Raw genomic sequence first — 15,285 nt, 5'->3', positions numbered from 1 at the left:
ACGGCAATTTCACTCCATGTCACGTTGATCTGAGCGGCCACCCGTGGCGGCGCCTCGTTCACCAGGCGGCGCGTGTGCGCCGATGGCACGGGGCCGGGGTCGGGCATCACCCGGCTCCTCAGGAGGTCTCTGTGCGGGAACATCCGGCCTTATCCCGGCGTGCGCGGCGCCGGCACCGGCATCGGGCCGCCGTCCCGGCCGCCGGTCTCCTGCTCGCCACCACGGCCTGTCTCCACTCCGATCTCCACCCGGACGCGGACGCGGCGGCGCTCCCGGCCCTCGACCATGTCGTCGTGGTGGTCCTGGAGAACCACGCCTACTCCCAGATCATCGGCAGCCCGGCCGCCCCGTACCTCAACTCACTCGCCGCCCGCGGCGCCGACCTCACCGGCTTCACCGCCGAGACCCACCCCAGCCAGCCCAACTACTTCGCGATGTTCTCCGGCGGCACCCAGGGCGTCACCAGCAACGCCTGCCCGCCGCCGGGCTCGCAGTTCGCCATCCCCAACCTGGGCAGGGAGCTCATCGACGCCGGGCGTTCCTGGGGCAGCTACAACGAGGGCCTGCCCGCGGAGGGCTCGATGGTCTGCGTCAACAGCCCGACGAGGTACGCGCGCAAGCACAACCCGTGGTTCTCCTTCAGCAACGTGCCGGCCTCGACCGGGCACACCTTCGCCCGGTGGCCGTCCGACTTCACCACCCTGCCGACGGTCTCGTTCGTGGTGCCGAACCTGTGCCACGACATGCACGACTGCTCGGTGCGCACCGGCGACACCTGGCTGCGCGACCGGCTGGGCTCCTACGCCACCTGGGCCCGGACGCACAACAGCCTGCTCGTCGTCACCGCCGACGAGGACGACCACAGCGAGGGCAACCGGATCCCCACGGTGTTCTACGGCGCCCACGTCAAGACCGGGCGCTACCCGGCCCCGTACGGCCACTACAACCTGCTGCGGACGATCGAGGACATCTACCACACGGCCCACGCCGGCAGGGCGTCCTCGGCGGCCCCCATCACCGAGGTCTGGAACTAGCGGGCCCCGGCCTGCGCCGCACCCGGCGGCCGGGCCCGCGGGCACGCCGGGTGATCCCGAGCCCCGCGCCGGAAGGCCTCAGGGCCCGCGTCATTTGAGGGTTACGTCATCCGCGATGCCGGGTTAAGGTGCCGTACATCATACGGAGCGACCGCCCACAGCCGCCCCTTTCCGGGAGCCGAGGAGAGAAGTGAAGGGCCTGCAACTGCATGCTCTTGTCTGGGAGGCAGCGGGCACCCGCTTGCGCATGGACATCGCCGTCCCCGAGTCCGCGATCGTCGTCGCGTCACGTCCCGCCGCGTCCGCGCTGGCCGACGTGCTGACCGGGCTCTCCGCTCCGGTCGACGGGGCCGTGAGCGTGGACGACCGCGAGGTGACCGGCCTTCCCCCCGGCCGGCGCGGCATCGCCCTGGTCCCGCCGGGCGGGGGCCTGCTGCCGCACCTCACCGTCGAGCGCAACGTGGCGTACGCCTGCGGGCGCGGCCACCGGTCCCGGGTCCGCCGGCGGCTCCAGGACCTCCAGCTCGAGAGCGTCCGCGGCCTGCGCCCGCACGAGCTGTCCCCGGTGCAGCGGCTGCAGGTCGCGGTGGCGCGGGCGCTGTGCCTCGAGGTCCGGCCCGGCGCGATCGTGATCGAGGACCGGCGGGGCGAGACGCTGTGCCGGGCCGCCGTCGCGGCCGCCCGCAGCCAGGACGTCGCCGTCCTGGTGATCACCGACTCCGCGGAGCGCGGCGGGGCACTGGGCACGACGGTGAGGCCGGAGGCGATCGTCGATGCGCCGTAGGGACGCGATGCGCGCCCTGGTCCTGATCAGCGTGGCGGGCGCCGCCGTGGGCTGCGCGGACCGGCCGGCCGTGAAGGTGGCCGCCGTGTGGAGCGGCTGGGAGCTCACCAGGTTCCGCAAGGTCATCGCCGGCTTCCCCCGGCGGGACGCCTGGCGGGTCGAGGTGCTGTCTGCGGGCAACGACCTTCCCGCGCTGATCGGCAACCAGGTGGCGGGCACCGCCGCGCCCGACATCGCGATGGTCTCCCAGCCCGGCCTGATCGGCGCCGAGCACCGCGACCTCGTTCCGATGGCATCCGCGCCGGGCGCCCCGCAGGCGTGGGAGCGCCTGCTGACCTCTGATGGGCAGGTCTACGGCGCCTGGTTCAAGGCCGCCCACAAGTCCCTGGTCTGGTACCGCCCCGACCTGCTCCGCGCCGTGCCGGGGACGTGGGACGAATGGGTGGCCACCTGCCGGACCCTGGCAGCGGCCGGCCGCACCCCCCTGGCGATCGGCGCCGCGGACGGCTGGGTGTTGGCCGACTGGTTCGCCAACGCCCTGCTCGCCATCGACCCGGCCACCTACCAGGGGCTCATCGACGGCACCGCCTCGTGGCGGCATCCGAACGTCACCACCGCGCTGGAACGCCTCGCCGAGATCTGGAGCATCCCGGGGGCCTTCCCCGGCGGGCGGGCCCGCGCCCTGGTCACCCAGTACGACGAGTCGGTCCTCGACGTCTTCCGGCACGGTGACGCCGCCATGGTGGCCGGGGCCGACTTCTACTTCCCGATCATCCGGCTGCACGGCTCGCGCGACGTGGCGGCGCGGTGGTTCCGGTTCCCCTGCGGTCCCGGTGAGCAACGGCCGCTCGTCGTCGGCGGCGACGCGGCCGTGCTGCTCGAGCCGGGCGGTGCGGGCGGGCGGGCACTGATCGAATGGCTGACCGCCCCGGCGGCGGCCTCGATCTGGGCGGCCCAGGGCGGCTTCCTGTCCCTCGACCCCGCGGTGCGCGACTATCCGGCGGGAATGTCGGAGCTCGCCGCGGACATCCGCGGCGGCAGCGTGACCTTCGGCCTCTCCGACCAGCTGGGGGGCCGTCTCGCGGGCGCCGACGGGCGCGGCACCTGGAAGATCTTCAAGGATTTCTTCGCCGCCGTGGCGGAACGGCCGGCGGCCGTCGGCGCGGCGGTCCCCGAGGCGGTCGGCGCGCTCGACCGGGCGAGCCGGGGACGACCGTGAGCGGGGAACTGCTGGAGGTGGTGGGGCGGGAGGACACGCGTTCTCCCGTCCGGGGCCGCCCGCCGCGGCCCTGGCGCCCGGTGCTGTACCTGCTGCCCGCGATGCTGCTGGTCGGGGTGGTCCTGCTGCTGCCGCTGGCGGCGACCGTGGCCGTGAGCCTGCGCGGCGGGCTCGGAAACTACGCCGCGATCCTCGGCGACGGCCAGGTCCGGCACGCGATCGCCGACAGCCTGGGCTGGCTCGTCTTCGCGCTGGTGGTCTGCCTGGCCGGCATGGCGCTGGTGCGGCCGCTGCGCGGGGCCCGCCGGGTCGGCGCGCTGGCCGCTCCGATCGCGGTGTCGGGGCTGGTGACCGGGGTGGCGTTCCGATTGCTGTTCGAGCCGGAGGGCACGGTCAGCGCCCTCACCGGCCACCGGATCATCTTCCTGGGGCCCGGCTGGATCTGGCTCGTGCTGGCGGGGGCGTTCTCCTGGCAGTGGGTGGGGCTGGCCATGGTGGTGTTCCGGGCCGGCGTCACCGGGCTCCCCCGTGGCCTGATCCGGATGGCGCGCGCCTTCGGGGCGGGTGGCCCGCGGCGGTTCGTGACCGTCATCGTGCCGGCGCTCTTCCCGGTCGCCGCGCTGGTGCTGATGATCGTGCTGGTCGCCGCGGTACGGGTCTTCGATCTGATCCTCATCACCGCTCCGGGGTCGGTGCAGGACGACGTGGACGTCGTCGGCCTGCACTGGTGGCGGTGGCGCAACGATCTGGGCACCGGGGGCTCGGCCGCGCTGGCCGTGCTGCCGTTCCTGTTCGTCGCGGCCGTGGCGCTCGCGGTGCTGTGGGGGCTGAGCCGGGAATGGCCCAGCCGCACCGACGCCCCCGTCGTGCGCGAGCCGACCAGGGCCGGGCGGGTGGCCGGCATCGTGGCGATCGTCGCGTGGGTGCTCCCGCCCGCGGTGCTGGTGATCGAGTCGTTCCGGACGCCGCGGGCCGCGACGGGCGGCGGCTGGTGGACCGGCGGGTTCGGCCTCGGCTCCTACCGGGAGGCGTTCCAGAGCGGTGAGCTGGCCCACGCGCTGCTCAGCACGGGGACCCGGTCCCTGGTCGCGGCGTTGCTGCTCGTGGTCATCGCCGCGCCCGCCGCCTACGCCCTCGCCTGGGGAGACCTGCCCAGGAGGATGACCCGCATCCTCATCGCGGTCAGTGCCGTCCTGGCCGTGGTGCCGCCGCAGACGGTGATCGTGGCGCTGGGGCAGGTCTTCGACCAGCTGCACCTCTTCGGCGCGCCGACGGCGCTGACCGTCGTGCACGTCGCGCTCGGCGTGCCGCTGGCGGTCCTGCTGCTGCGCGCGGCGTTCGCCTCGGTGCCGCCCAAGGTCGTGCGGGCCCGGCAGATCGATCCGGAGCCGGGATCGGCGCTGTTCACCGTCGTCGCCCGGAGCCTGCCCGCGGTGGTCACGGTGGCCGTGCTGGAGTTCGTGCTGGTGTGGAACGACCTGGTGGTCGGGCTGCTGCTCGGCGGACCGGAGTCCGGGCAGGTCACGCTGGTGCTGATGGAGCAGTCCCGTCAGTTCGCCACCTCGACCGGCGTGCTGGCGGCCGGCGCCGTGGTGGCCACCGCCCTCCCGCTCGGGCTGGTGCTCGCGACCGGGAAATGGCTGGTCCGCGGCCTCACCGAAGGCGTACGGCGATGAGCCCCCGGCGGCGCCGGCGCCAGATCGAGGTGCTGGCCCAGGTCAGCGGGAGCACCGCCATCGCCGGTGGCGTGCTCGGCTTCGTCCGCGAGGTGACCGCCAACGAGCTGAGCGCCCTCGGCAAGTGGGTCCCGGTGATCGTCATGGTGGCCGGCCTGCTCATCTATCTGGGGCTGTGGTCCCTGCGGCACTGGTCGCCGGTGGGCTCCGACGACGAGGAGCACGGCCAGGTCGCCCTGCCGCTCCCGCACGTGGGCGAGCTGATCGGCCGGGACGGCGACGTGGACAAGACCGTCGCGGGCGCCCGCGCGCACGGGGTGGCCGTGGTCCACGGGCCCGACGGCATCGGGGCGGGCTCCGTCGCGATCAAGGCGGCGCGGGCCCTGGTGCCCGACGAGGACGGGCACCGCTACGTCGACCTGCAGGGGCTGGCGCCGGACGACGGACGGCGGGCGCGGATCCAGGTGCTGCGCACCCTCGGGGTCGCGCCGCGCCTGTTCGAGAGCCGCGCCGACCGGGCGGCCGAGCTGGCCGAGCGGGCCCTGCTGGGCACGGTGCTGGTCCTGGACAACGTCACCGGCGCCGCCCAGGTGCGGTGGATCACGCACCGGGTCCGCGGCGCGTACGTGATCGTCGCCGGGGACCTCCCGGTGGACGACCTGCCGCCGGAGGCCGCCCGGATCGAGCCGCAGCGCCTGCGGGCCGCCGACGCGCTCGCCCTGCTCAGCGCCCAGGACGCGGCCCGGCCGCCGGAGGCCGGCCGCTTCCGCTGGTGGCACCGGCGCCGGGTGACGCCGGACAACTCGATAGCCCGGCGGATCAGCGCCGACCCGGCCCACGCGCGGCGGCTCGCCGACGACTACCTCCAGCTCCCCCGGGTGGTGATCGAGCTGGGCCGGTGGCTGGCCCGCAACCGTACGGTCTCGTTCGACTCCCTGCTGGCCGACCTGCGCCAGCACGAGGAGAACTTCGAGCTGAACGCCATCCTCCGGCGGCAGCTCGACGGCGCCTCCGCGGGCGCGCTCCGGCTGCTCGCGCTCATGGCGCAGGCTCCCGGCGCGGCGTACTCAGACGAGGCGCTGGGCGAGCTGGCCCGGCTCCCCCGGCACCGGGTGAGCGTCCTGCTGGCCGAGCTCGCCGCCCGGTTCATGGTGGAGCGGACCTCCTCGCGGTACCGGCTGGCGGCGCAGGCCGCGGCACTGGCCGATCCCGTGCGGCCCCGGGCCGGGGCCCGGGCGCTGGTACGGCTCGTCGCGCACTATGCCGGGCTCGCCGCCGGGCACGCCGACGCGCTGGAGGGGGCGGGATCGGAGCACGAGCGGCGCGAGGCGCAGGAGTGGCTGGAGACCGCCGACGTCACGTTGCTGCGGCTGCTGAGCATGCCTGCGCCGCCCCGGGCGGCGGCGGCGCACCTGTGGCGCATCGCCGACGTGCTCGACCTCTGGTTCGCCCGCGAGCACCGGCCGAGCGACCGCGCCGCGGTGGCCGAGGCGATGGCCGAGCGGGCGCAGCAGCTCGGTGATCCCGCGGCCCGTGCCGTCGCCGAGGTGCGGCTGGCGGCCATGGCGCGCGCCCGCGGGGACCTGGAGGAGGCCAGGCACCGGCTGGACCGCGTCACCAGCACCCTGCGGGACAAGGCGCCGTGCCGCCCGCAGCTGCACACCGAGTGGGCGCTGCTCCAGCTGGAGCTGGAGGACTACGAGGCCGCACGCGAGAACGTGCGGCTCTCCCGCGCCGCGCGGCCGCCGCGCGACAGCCAGGGCAAGCTGACCGACCTGCTCAACCTCGCCGCGATCGACATCCGGGACGGGGAGTACGACTCCGCGCACGGCCAGCTGGGCCACGCGCTGGACCTGGCCGAGGCCCTCCACGACGCGGGCGGTGAGGCCCACGCCCTGGAGCTGCGCGGCATCGCACACTGGTACCAGCGGCATCCCGGCGGGGCGATGGCCGACTGGGAGCGGGCCCGGACGCTGTACACCGAGGCCGGCGACGGCGTCGGCAGCGCCCGCTGCGCACGCCACCGCCGGCAGCACACCGGTTCCTGACGGGCCCGGGCCCCGCGGGTGGTGAGCGCCGCGGCGCCCCGGAGCGGGTCGTCTCAGCGCGTCGTCTCAGCGGGCGGTCAGCGGGCCGCCCGCCACGCGGCGGCCTGCTCCCGCAGCCTGGCGTGCGTGCCGGCCATCGGGGCGACACCGGGCAGCACCGTCTTGGGCAGCTTGGCCGTCATGGTGTAGGCGGTGTCGACCACGTTGGCGACCGGGCTGAGCACCGCCTGCGAGACGAGCTGGTAGGCGTCGAGCACGCTGAGGCCGGTCTCGGCGGCCGTCCACCGGACCAGCTCGGACTGCGCGATCCGGAAGGCGTCCTCCAGTGGCCGCGCCGACCCGGTGGTGATCACGAAGTGGTCGTCCTCCAGCCGGGGCCACGGGCAGGGCACGCCCTTGAGCAGGTCGACGATGACCACGGTGTCCATGGCGGTCTCCACCGCGACGCCGCAGGTCTCGCCCTCCCCCTGGCGGGCGTGCCCGTCCCCGAAGCTGAACAGCGCCCCCTCGACGTTGACGCCGAGGTAGCACGTGACCCCGGCCCGCATCTCGGGGGTGTCCATGTTGCCGCCCCAGTCACCGGGCGCCAGCGAACTGCGCACCTCGCCGAGGGCGGGGGCGACGCCGACCGTCCCGTGCATGGGGTCCAGCGGCAGATCGACCTCGTAGACCGAGTCGAGAGCGCGGTAGCGCACCAGGCGCTCGGCCCGGTCGATCTCGTACACCCAGGTGCGCTCCTCCAGCGCGCCCTGCAGCGTGGGAGTGAGGCCCGTCCCGGTCAGCGCGCCGAAGAACGGCACGGTGGTGCTCACGCCGAAGGACTCACGCGGCTCGATGCTGACGAAGTGGACGGCCAGGGTGTCCCCGGGAGCGGCCCCCTCGACGTGGAAGGGCCCGGTCTGCGGGTTGATGAAGCGCGGGTCGCACAGCCGCGACACCAGGTCCCGGGTGGACCTGATCCGCCCGGCGAAGCAGTCCCGCGTCCAGGTGGACAGCACCGTGCCCGGCCGGATGGAGGCCACCGGCGCGGCCCCGCCGAAGGTGAACGTCAGCCCGGCCGGATCGGCGTCGGGGTCCTGGTCGTAGACGAGATCGGTCACCGTTCGCATGACTCCTCCGGGACGGGACGCCCAGGTGGATCTCCCGGACCGCCCGGGACGGGCGGGTCATTCCACCAGGACGCACCGGGTGCCCCGGTAGATCGTGGGCATGCACTTGTTGCAGTGTACGCAGCGCGATCTGGTGTCCGCGTCGCCCGCGATCCGGTTGACCAGGTCGGGCTCCATGAGCAGCGCGCGGCCCATGGCGACGAACTGGAAGCCCTCCGCCATCGCCAGGTCCATGCCGGCCCGGTCGGTGATCCCGCCGAGCAGGATGAGCGGCATGGTCACCGCCTCCCGGAACCGGCGGGCCTCCGGCAGCAGGTAGGCGGGCCGGTAGGGATAGCTGCGCAGGAACCTGCCTCCGGCCAGGCGGATGCCGGCCCGCAGCGGCTGGGGGAAGACCGCGGCGAACTCGCGGACCGGCGCGTCCCCGCGGAAGAGGTACATCGGGTTGGCCAGTGAGCTGCCGGCCGTGAGCTCCAGGGCGTCGAGGTGCCCGTCCCGCTCCAGCATCCGCGCCACCTCGAGGCTCTCCTCGATCCCGAGCCCGCCCCGTACCCCGTCCTCCATGTTGAGCTTGGCGGTGACCGCGATCCGGTCGCCGACCCGCTCGCGGGTCGCGCGGGCGACCTGCCGGGCGAAGCGGGCGCGGTTCTCCAGGTCGCCGCCCCACCGGTCGCGGCGGCGGTTGAGCCGGGGGCTGAGGAAGGAGCTGATCAGGTAGTTGTGCCCGAAGTGCAGCTCGACCGCGTCGAAGCCGCTGTCCGCGGCGATCGCCGCGGCCTGGGCGTGCGCCTCGGTGATCCGCTCGATGTCGTCCTCACCGGCGGCCCGCATGAACCGGCCGGTGAGCGGGCTCCAGCGCCGGCTCGGCGCCAGCGTCGGCAGCCGGTTCGACCGGGCGTCGGCCACCGGCCCGGCATGCCCGAGCTGAGCCGACGCCGCGGCCCCCTCGGCGTGCACGGCGTCGGTGAGGCGGCGCAGCCCCGGTATCGCCTCCGGCCGCATGTGGATCTGGCGGCGCTCCGTCCGGCCCTCGGGGGCCACCGCGCAGTACGCCACCGTGGTCATGGCCGTCCCGCCCGCGGCGATGCCCCGGTGGAAGGCGATCAGGTCGTCGGTGACCAGGCCCTTGGGGGTACGCCCCTCGAAGGTGGCGGACTTGATGACCCGGTTGCGCAGCTCGACGGGGCCCAGCCGGGCCGGTTCGAAGATCTCGGTCACGGCACTCCCTCTCGGTCACACACCTGTCGGTCACACACCTGTCCGTACACACCTGCCGGGGACACGGCCCTCGGTCACACGGGGCGCGGTTCGAACGGGCGGTCCTCGGCCCAGTCGACCCGCTCGCGCCGGACCGCGAACAGCCACCGCTCGCCCTCCCGCACGAAGGTGTCCTGGTAGCGGATCGACATCATGTACATCCGCTGGCCGCCGTCGCCGTCGTAGACGTGCGAGGCGAGGCAGTAGGTCTCCCCGGTGACCTCGTCGTAGCCGGGGTCGAGCAACTGGCCGGCGACCAGGTGGCTGGTGACCCGGAAGCGGTTCAGCCCGCCCAGGGCCTGCTCGATGGCCCGCCGGCCGGTGTAGGCGCGCCGGGGCTCGTCGTCCCCGGGCCCGTGGATGAGCAGTGCCCCCTGCTCGGTGAACAGCGCCGCCACGTGCCCGGGCCGGCGCCGGTCCACCTCGGCGGCGTAGCGGTCGACGAGCTCGCGCAGCGAGATCCGGGTGCTCAGCTCCTGCATGGCCGCCTCCTCAGGGCACCGGGGACGAGACCGCGGCGAGACCGCGGACGAGCTCGTGGAAGAAGGCGCCGGCCTCGGTCACATCGGGGCAGAACGCCGTGAGGTACACGTTGACCACCGTCCCCCCGGCCGCGACCAGCTCGGGGACGCTCTCCAGGCTGCGGGCCAGATCCGGGCGGCCCGCCGTGTCCCGCCGGATCGGCAGCGAGGCCTGCACGCCCAGGCCCGCGGGGTCACGGCCCGCCGCGGACCATGCCGCCCGCGCCGTGCGTACGCCGCTCGCCAGGCCCTCGGGGGTCTCGCCCATGATCGGGATCCAGCCGTCTCCCCACCGGGCGAGCCGCTCGAGGTTGCGCGGATGCAGGGTGCCGCCGATCCACAGCGGCACTCCCCCGGGCTGCACCGGTTTCGGCTCGCACCAGATGTCGGTGAACTCGACCGTCTCGGAGGTGAACGTCGCCGGAGCGTCCCGCCAGAGCGCCTTGCACGCGCCGATCGTGTCGGTGAGGATCTGGCCGCGCCGCTCCCACTCCACGCCCGCCGCGTCGTACTCCTCGCGCTGCCAGCCAGTGCCCACGCCGAGCTCCAGCCTGCCCCCGGACAGCTGGTCGAGCGTCGCGGCCGTCTTGGCCAGGAGGGCGGCGCCGCGCAGCGGGGCGATGAGGACACCGGTGGCCAGCCTGATCCGTTCGGTGACGGCGGCCACCGCGCTGAGCACCGTCAGGGGCTCCAGCCAGGGCTCGTCGGAGGTCCCGGGGAAGGGGCCCCACGCGTAGGCGTCGGTGTTGCGGCCCATGACCACGTGGTCGACGACCACGATCCGGTCCACGCCCGCCTGCTCGGCCGTGCGGGCGAGATCCAGGTAGCGGCGCCACTCGCCGGGCGGGAAGAGGTCACCGAAGTTCGGCAGGGTGACGGACAGGACCGGGGCCATGGGGTCACCTTAGGCCAAGCGCTTGCTCGGGCATAGCGTTCCCGGGGACATCGCCCGCGCCGCGGGGATCCCGCCGGCGTAGCGCGGTCAGGGCCGCACGCGGTAGTGGTAGCGACCGGCGATCCGGAAGCCCTCCCGCTCGTACAGGGCGCGGGCCGCGGTGTTGGACTCCACGACGGCGAGGTAGGCCCGGGTGCGGCCCTGGTCGCGGCCGCGGGCCAGGAGCGCGCGCAGCACCTCGCGGCCGAGCCCGCGGCGCCGGGCCGCGGGCGCCACCGTCATGGCGTAGATCCCCAGCCACTCCCCCTGCGGCACCGCCCGCCCGGTGGCGAGCAGGGCCCCGTCCTCCTCGATCGAGGCGTACCAGGCCGGGACGCCGGTCAGGATCCGCTCCGCGGCCGGCAGTCCCGTGCCGTACCGCCCGTCCACCGACCACCACAGGCCGAGCCAGCGCGGCGTCGGGGCGTCACCGATCACCACCCGGGAGTCCGGGCGCGTGTGCTGGAGCTCGCGGACCATGACCAGGGTGGGATCGACGAGGGTGTAGCCCCGGCCGGCCAGGAGCCCGTCCAGCCGCGGCGGCCGGGCGGCGCCGCTCACCTGGAACACGGCGGGCAGCCCGCGCCCGGCGTAGAAGCGCTCGGCGGCCTCGATCGCCGTGGTGACCTCGCCCGGATCGCCGGTGCACAGCACGGAGTTGGCCCGCTTGGTGACCCCCTCGGCGTAGCGCGCCCGCCAGCCGCCGATCGGCTCGGCGTACGCCGCCGGCCACGCGCCGTCGACCAGTTCGTCGAAGCCGTCCGGGACGTCCATGGCGCCAGCCTGCCCTATCCTCCCGGGGGCTCCGCTCCCGGGAGGGTCGCCGCCGGGTCGCGGCCGATCGCCACCGGGTCACGGCAGGGTGGCCGCCCGTCGAGCGGCTCAGCGGGCGACGAGGCCGTGGATGCCCGCCCGGACGGTCCGCTCGTCCACGTCGTCGAGCAGGAGGTACTGCAGGATGAAGCCCGGCATCAGGCACAGCAGCATCGCGCCGACCGCCTCGGGGTCGGCGTCCGGGGCGAGCCTGCCGTCGTCGCGCAGCCGTACGGCGAGCTTGATCCACAGCTGCCGGGTGTCGGAGAACAGCTCGCGGACGATCGGCGCGAACTCCTTGTCGTGGACGGCCTGCGCCCAGCCCTGCGGGGCGATGCGCAACGCACCGTCCGGGCCGCCCAGCATCGCGATGAGCCGTCCGGCGAACCGGCTCATGACCTCCTCGAGCGGCGGCAGCGTCTCCTCGCCGAGGATCTCGCCGAGCAGGCCGCCGATCAGCCCCTGGTTGTAGGCCACGATGGCCCGGATGATCTCGTCCTTGCTCTTGAAGTAGCGGTAGACGGCCCCGGCGGACAGCCCCGACTCGCGGAAGATGTCCTGCATGGACGTCTCGTGGAAACCTCTGCGGACGAAACAGATCCTGGCGCCGTCCAGGATCTGCTGCCTGCGGCGTTCCAGGTGTTCGGCACTGACCCGGGGCATGGATCCAATTTAAAACGGACATTCGTTCTTGACAAGCGCACACCCCGCTGGAACGCTGGAAAAGAAAAGAGAACGGACATTCGTTTTGGAGTCGGCCATGCAATCTCCGCTCGCCACCCGTGCTCTGGCGCTGACCCTCGGCGCCGTCCTGTTCCAGGCGCTCCTGCTCGTCGCGTTCGCCTGGCCCGCCGCCCGGACCGCCCCCCGTGACGTGCCCCTGGTCGTGGCGGGTCCCGCGGCCCAGACCGGTGCGGTCGCCGACCGGCTCGCCCGCGCGCACTCCGGCGCCTTCACGATCGAGAAGCGGCCCGACGAGGCGGCGGCGCGTCAGGCGATCGCCGACCGGGATGCCTACGGCGCCATCGTGGTCACGCCGTCCGGCCCCCGGGTCCTGGTCGCGTCGGCCGCGAGCCCCGTGGTGGCCCAACTGCTCACCCAGGCCGCGCAGCAGCTCTCGGGAACCCCGGCCGCCGTCCCCGAGGACGTCGTCGCCACGGCCTCCGCCGACCCGCGCGGAGCCGGCTTCGCGGCCATCGTGCTGCCGCTGGTGATGTCGGGCATCGCCGGTGCCCTGCTGCTGAGCCTGCTGCTGCCCTCGGTGGGATGGCGGTTCGCCGGCGTGGCCGGCTTCGCGGTCGCCGGCGGGCTGGTCACCACCGCGCTCGCGGGCAGCTGGATGTCGCTGCTGCCGGGCCCGTTCCTGCCCATCGCGTCGGTGGTCGCCCTGGCCATCTTCGCCGGCACCGGCACGATCACCGGCCTGGCGTCGATCGTCGGGCGGCCGGGGCTCGGCGGCGGTGCGCTGCTCATGCTGCTCGGCAACCCGGTGTCGGCCGCCGCCTCCGCTCCGGAGCTGCTGCCGCAGCCCTGGGGCACGATCGGCCAGCTGCTGCCCGCCGGGGCGCTCGCCACCCTGCTGCGGTCGGTGACCTTCTTCGACGGGGCCGGGGCCGGCCGGCCGCTGACGGTGCTGCTGGTCTGGGCGGCCGCGGGCCTGGCGCTGCTGACCGCCGCCACGCTGCGCGGGCGTACGCGGACCGCGCCCGCACGCGAACCCGCCCTCGCCTGACCACCACCTGCTCCCCCGTTCCGGCACGCCGGGGCCCGGCGCGACGGGACCCGTACGCCGGCACCCCGGCGCGGCGGGCCCCCGTGCGGTGGGCCCGCAGGCGCGCCCAGTCACCGGTACACCCGCCTCCCCACCCCTCACTGCCGTGATCACGCAATCCATCGACGATTGATTGCATGATCACGGCGGTGCGGGTGAGGGAGTGAGGGCGAGGGTGGGTGAGGGGGTCAGGAGTCGGTGAGGCCTAGTTCTTCGGCCTCCGCGGTGAGCTCGCGGGCGGCGGCGGCGCCGGCGGAGACCGACTCCAGCTCGTGGGCGAGCTGTTCGAGCTCGGCGCCGCCGGCCATCAGCGCGGTCAGCTCCTCCCGGCTGATGTCGCTCTTGGCGTGCTCGCCCAGGCTCTGGCCCCGCTTGAGCAGCAGGAACCGGTCCCCCACGGGATAGGCGTGGTGGGGGTTGTGGGTGATGAAGACCACCCCGAGCCCCTTCGCCCGCGCCTGCAGGATGTAGCGGAGCACCACCCCGGCCTGCTTGACGCCGAGCGCGGCGGTCGGCTCGTCCAGGATGAGCACCTTCGCACCGAAGTAGACCGCCCGCGCGATGGCCACGCACTGGCGCTCGCCGCCCGACAGCGTGCCGATGGGCTGGTCGACGTCGCGCAGGTCGATGCCCATCTCCAGCAGCTCGGAGCGGGTCGTGCGCCGCATGAAGTCGATGTCCATGCGGCCGAGGCCGCGGCGCCGCTCCGAGCCGAGGAAGAAGTTGCGCCACACCGGCATGAGCGGCACCACCGCGAGGTCCTGGTAGACGGTGGCGATGCCGCGGTCGAGGGCCTCGCGCGGAGAGCCGAAGGAGACCTGCTCCCCGCTGACCTCGTAGGTGCCCTCGTCGTGCCGGTGCAGGCCTCCCACGATCTTGATGAGGGTGGACTTGCCGGCGCCGTTGTCGCCGAGCACGCAGGTCACCTCCCCCGCGGAGACCTCCAGCGAGACGTCGCGCAGGGCGATGATGTTGCCGTAGTGCTTGCCGACACCGGTCAGCTTGACCAGCGGTGTCCGGGTCGTGGTCTCAGGCATGCCGGCCCTCCCTACTTCGACAGCTCGGCGCGCCGGCGAACCCACAGGTTCACGACGGTGGCGATGAGCAGCATCGCCCCGAGGAAGAACTTGAACCAGTCCGGGTTCCACTCGGCGTAGACGATGCCCTTGTTCGCCATGCCGAAGATGAACGCGCCGATCGCGGCGCCGATCGCCGAACCGTACCCGCCGGTCAGCAGGCAGCCGCCGATGACCGCGCAGATGATGTAGAAGAACTCGTTGCCGACGCCCTCACCGGACTGCACGGAGTCGAACGCGAACAGCAGGTGCATGCCGGAGAACCAGGCGGTGAAGGCCACTCCCATGAACAGCCCGATCTTCGTCCGGGCCACCGGGACCCCGACGGCCCGGGCGCTCAGCGCGGCGCCGCCCACCGCGAAGATCCAGTTGCCGGTACGGGTGCGCAGCAGCAGCCAGGTCGCCGCCAACACCATCACCAGCCACCACAGCACAGTGATCTTGATGTTGACGCCGAAGAGGTCCAGGTCGGAGGCGAAGACGTCCTTCGCCGAGCCGAAGCCGTCCATGTCCGCGATCGACGGGGTCGCCACGTTGCCGGTGATGAGCTTGGTGACGCCGAGGTTCGCGCCGGCGAGCATGAAGAACGTGCCGAGGGTGACGATGAAGCTGGGCAGCCCGGTCTTGACGTACAGCAGCCCGTTGAGGAACCCGAACGCCAGCGTGACGGCCAGCGACACGGCCACCCCGATCCAGACGTTCATGCTGAACTGGTAGCTGAACATCGAGGCGATGAGCGCGGCGGAGGTCACCATGACGCCCGCCGAGAGGTCGAACTCACCGCCGATCATGAGCAGCGAGACCGAGACGGCCATGATCCCGAACGTGGAGCTCGCGTACAGCACGGTCGAGAAGGAACTCGCCTGCAGGAACGAGTCCGCGACCAGGGAGAAGAAGACGAAGAGCGCGATCGCCCCGATCAGCGCGCCGATCTCGGGACGTCCCAGCAGGCGGCGCACGGGGGACTTGGTACCGACCCGCTCGTCGCTCGGGGCGGGCGCCACCATGGTCTGGCTCATACGGTCTCCTCGCCCGGCGGCTGG

General features: G+C 73.8%; 14 protein-coding genes. 6 read left to right on the top strand and 8 right to left on the bottom strand.

Features of this window, described 5'->3' with window-relative positions:
- The first annotated feature begins 131 nt into the window (after positions 1 to 131).
- The 5 genes from ACRYCC_RS16265 to ACRYCC_RS16245 all read left to right on the top strand — a co-directional run bounded on the left by ACRYCC_RS16265 (position 132) and on the right by ACRYCC_RS16245 (position 6,761).
- Entirely contained in the window at positions 132 to 1,034 is a 903-nt protein-coding gene (locus ACRYCC_RS16265) for an alkaline phosphatase family protein (RefSeq protein WP_433812876.1), read from the top strand.
- A 190-nt stretch (positions 1,035 to 1,224) separates the two neighbouring features.
- The gene (locus ACRYCC_RS16260; RefSeq protein WP_433812874.1) at positions 1,225 to 1,818 is read left to right on the top strand and encodes an ATP-binding cassette domain-containing protein; all 594 of its coding nucleotides are present in this window, start codon (positions 1,225 to 1,227) and stop codon (positions 1,816 to 1,818) included.
- Positions 1,808 to 3,037, top strand: coding sequence for an ABC transporter substrate-binding protein (locus tag ACRYCC_RS16255; RefSeq protein WP_433812872.1), 1,230 nt, complete (start codon positions 1,808 to 1,810; stop codon positions 3,035 to 3,037). The genes ACRYCC_RS16260 and ACRYCC_RS16255 overlap by 11 nt, the downstream gene beginning before the upstream one ends.
- Positions 3,034 to 4,713: an ABC transporter permease subunit gene (locus ACRYCC_RS16250; protein ID WP_433812870.1), complete on the top strand. Its 1,680-nt coding sequence runs from the start codon at positions 3,034 to 3,036 to the stop codon at positions 4,711 to 4,713. Before ACRYCC_RS16255 ends, ACRYCC_RS16250 begins: the two co-directional genes overlap by 4 nt.
- The gene (locus ACRYCC_RS16245) at positions 4,710 to 6,761 is read left to right on the top strand and encodes a hypothetical protein (protein ID WP_433812868.1); all 2,052 of its coding nucleotides are present in this window, start codon (positions 4,710 to 4,712) and stop codon (positions 6,759 to 6,761) included. The genes ACRYCC_RS16250 and ACRYCC_RS16245 overlap by 4 nt, the downstream gene beginning before the upstream one ends.
- Before the next feature lie 77 nt (positions 6,762 to 6,838).
- On the opposite strand, the gene ACRYCC_RS16240 is transcribed toward ACRYCC_RS16245, so the two are convergent.
- The 6 genes from ACRYCC_RS16240 to ACRYCC_RS16215 form a co-directional block, all read right to left on the bottom strand.
- The gene (locus ACRYCC_RS16240; RefSeq protein ID WP_433812866.1) at positions 6,839 to 7,870 is read right to left on the bottom strand and encodes an acetamidase/formamidase family protein; all 1,032 of its coding nucleotides are present in this window, start codon (positions 7,868 to 7,870) and stop codon (positions 6,839 to 6,841) included.
- A 57-nt stretch (positions 7,871 to 7,927) separates the two neighbouring features.
- Positions 7,928 to 9,088 carry an NADH:flavin oxidoreductase gene (locus ACRYCC_RS16235; protein WP_433812864.1) on the bottom strand — a complete coding sequence of 387 codons (1,161 nt, stop codon included), beginning with the start codon at positions 9,086 to 9,088 and terminating at the stop codon, positions 7,928 to 7,930.
- Positions 9,089 to 9,162: 74 nt separating this feature from the next.
- A complete protein-coding gene (locus tag ACRYCC_RS16230; protein ID WP_433812862.1) occupies positions 9,163 to 9,609 on the bottom strand; it encodes a nuclear transport factor 2 family protein in 447 nt (148 codons plus the stop codon).
- A 10-nt stretch (positions 9,610 to 9,619) separates the two neighbouring features.
- Entirely contained in the window at positions 9,620 to 10,543 is a 924-nt protein-coding gene (locus tag ACRYCC_RS16225) for a TIGR03619 family F420-dependent LLM class oxidoreductase (protein ID WP_433812860.1), read from the bottom strand.
- A gap of 87 nt (positions 10,544 to 10,630) precedes the next feature.
- The gene (locus ACRYCC_RS16220; RefSeq protein WP_433812858.1) at positions 10,631 to 11,356 is read right to left on the bottom strand and encodes a GNAT family N-acetyltransferase; all 726 of its coding nucleotides are present in this window, start codon (positions 11,354 to 11,356) and stop codon (positions 10,631 to 10,633) included.
- A 108-nt stretch (positions 11,357 to 11,464) separates the two neighbouring features.
- Positions 11,465 to 12,058, bottom strand: coding sequence for a TetR/AcrR family transcriptional regulator (locus tag ACRYCC_RS16215; protein WP_433812856.1), 594 nt, complete (start codon positions 12,056 to 12,058; stop codon positions 11,465 to 11,467).
- 97 nt (positions 12,059 to 12,155) lie between these two features.
- Between ACRYCC_RS16215 and ACRYCC_RS16210 the strand changes: the two genes are divergently transcribed.
- A complete protein-coding gene (locus tag ACRYCC_RS16210; protein ID WP_433812854.1) occupies positions 12,156 to 13,127 on the top strand; it encodes a hypothetical protein in 972 nt (323 codons plus the stop codon).
- Positions 13,128 to 13,354: 227 nt separating this feature from the next.
- Here the strand turns inward: ACRYCC_RS16210 and ACRYCC_RS16205 are convergent, their stop codons facing one another.
- Together ACRYCC_RS16205 and ACRYCC_RS16200 are read right to left on the bottom strand one after the other, a co-directional pair.
- Entirely contained in the window at positions 13,355 to 14,203 is an 849-nt protein-coding gene (locus ACRYCC_RS16205; RefSeq protein ID WP_433812852.1) for an ATP-binding cassette domain-containing protein, read from the bottom strand.
- Positions 14,204 to 14,214: 11 nt separating this feature from the next.
- Positions 14,215 to 15,261, bottom strand: a complete 1,047-nt coding sequence (locus ACRYCC_RS16200) for an ABC transporter permease (RefSeq protein WP_433812850.1) — start codon at positions 15,259 to 15,261, stop codon at positions 14,215 to 14,217.
- Between the last annotated feature and the right edge of the window lie 24 nt (positions 15,262 to 15,285).

This window comes from Actinomadura scrupuli, from assembly GCF_050971785.1.
GTDB classification, from domain to species: Bacteria; Actinomycetota; Actinomycetes; order Streptosporangiales; family Streptosporangiaceae; genus Actinomadura_E; species Actinomadura_E scrupuli.
The sequence above is the reverse complement of the archived record's forward strand: the minus strand, read 5'-3'. Positions and strand labels throughout refer to the sequence as shown.

Bases quoted from the DNA above. Each gene is read 5' to 3' on its own strand.
- ACRYCC_RS16255 (WP_433812872.1), top strand. From the start codon at position 1,808: ATGCGCCGTAGGGACGCGATGCGCGCCCTGGTCCTGATCAGCGTGGCG.
- ACRYCC_RS16245 (WP_433812868.1), top strand. From the start codon at position 4,710: ATGAGCCCCCGGCGGCGCCGGCGCCAGATCGAGGTGCTGGCCCAGGTC.
- ACRYCC_RS16240 (WP_433812866.1), bottom strand. From the start codon at position 7,870: ATGCGAACGGTGACCGATCTCGTCTACGACCAGGACCCCGACGCCGAT.
- ACRYCC_RS16230 (WP_433812862.1), bottom strand. From the start codon at position 9,609: ATGCAGGAGCTGAGCACCCGGATCTCGCTGCGCGAGCTCGTCGACCGC.
- ACRYCC_RS16225 (WP_433812860.1), bottom strand. From the start codon at position 10,543: ATGGCCCCGGTCCTGTCCGTCACCCTGCCGAACTTCGGTGACCTCTTC.
- ACRYCC_RS16220 (WP_433812858.1), bottom strand. From the start codon at position 11,356: ATGGACGTCCCGGACGGCTTCGACGAACTGGTCGACGGCGCGTGGCCG.
- ACRYCC_RS16215 (WP_433812856.1), bottom strand. From the start codon at position 12,058: ATGCCCCGGGTCAGTGCCGAACACCTGGAACGCCGCAGGCAGCAGATC.
- ACRYCC_RS16210 (WP_433812854.1), top strand. From the start codon at position 12,156: ATGCAATCTCCGCTCGCCACCCGTGCTCTGGCGCTGACCCTCGGCGCC.
- ACRYCC_RS16205 (WP_433812852.1), bottom strand. From the start codon at position 14,203: ATGCCTGAGACCACGACCCGGACACCGCTGGTCAAGCTGACCGGTGTC.
- ACRYCC_RS16200 (WP_433812850.1), bottom strand. From the start codon at position 15,261: ATGAGCCAGACCATGGTGGCGCCCGCCCCGAGCGACGAGCGGGTCGGT.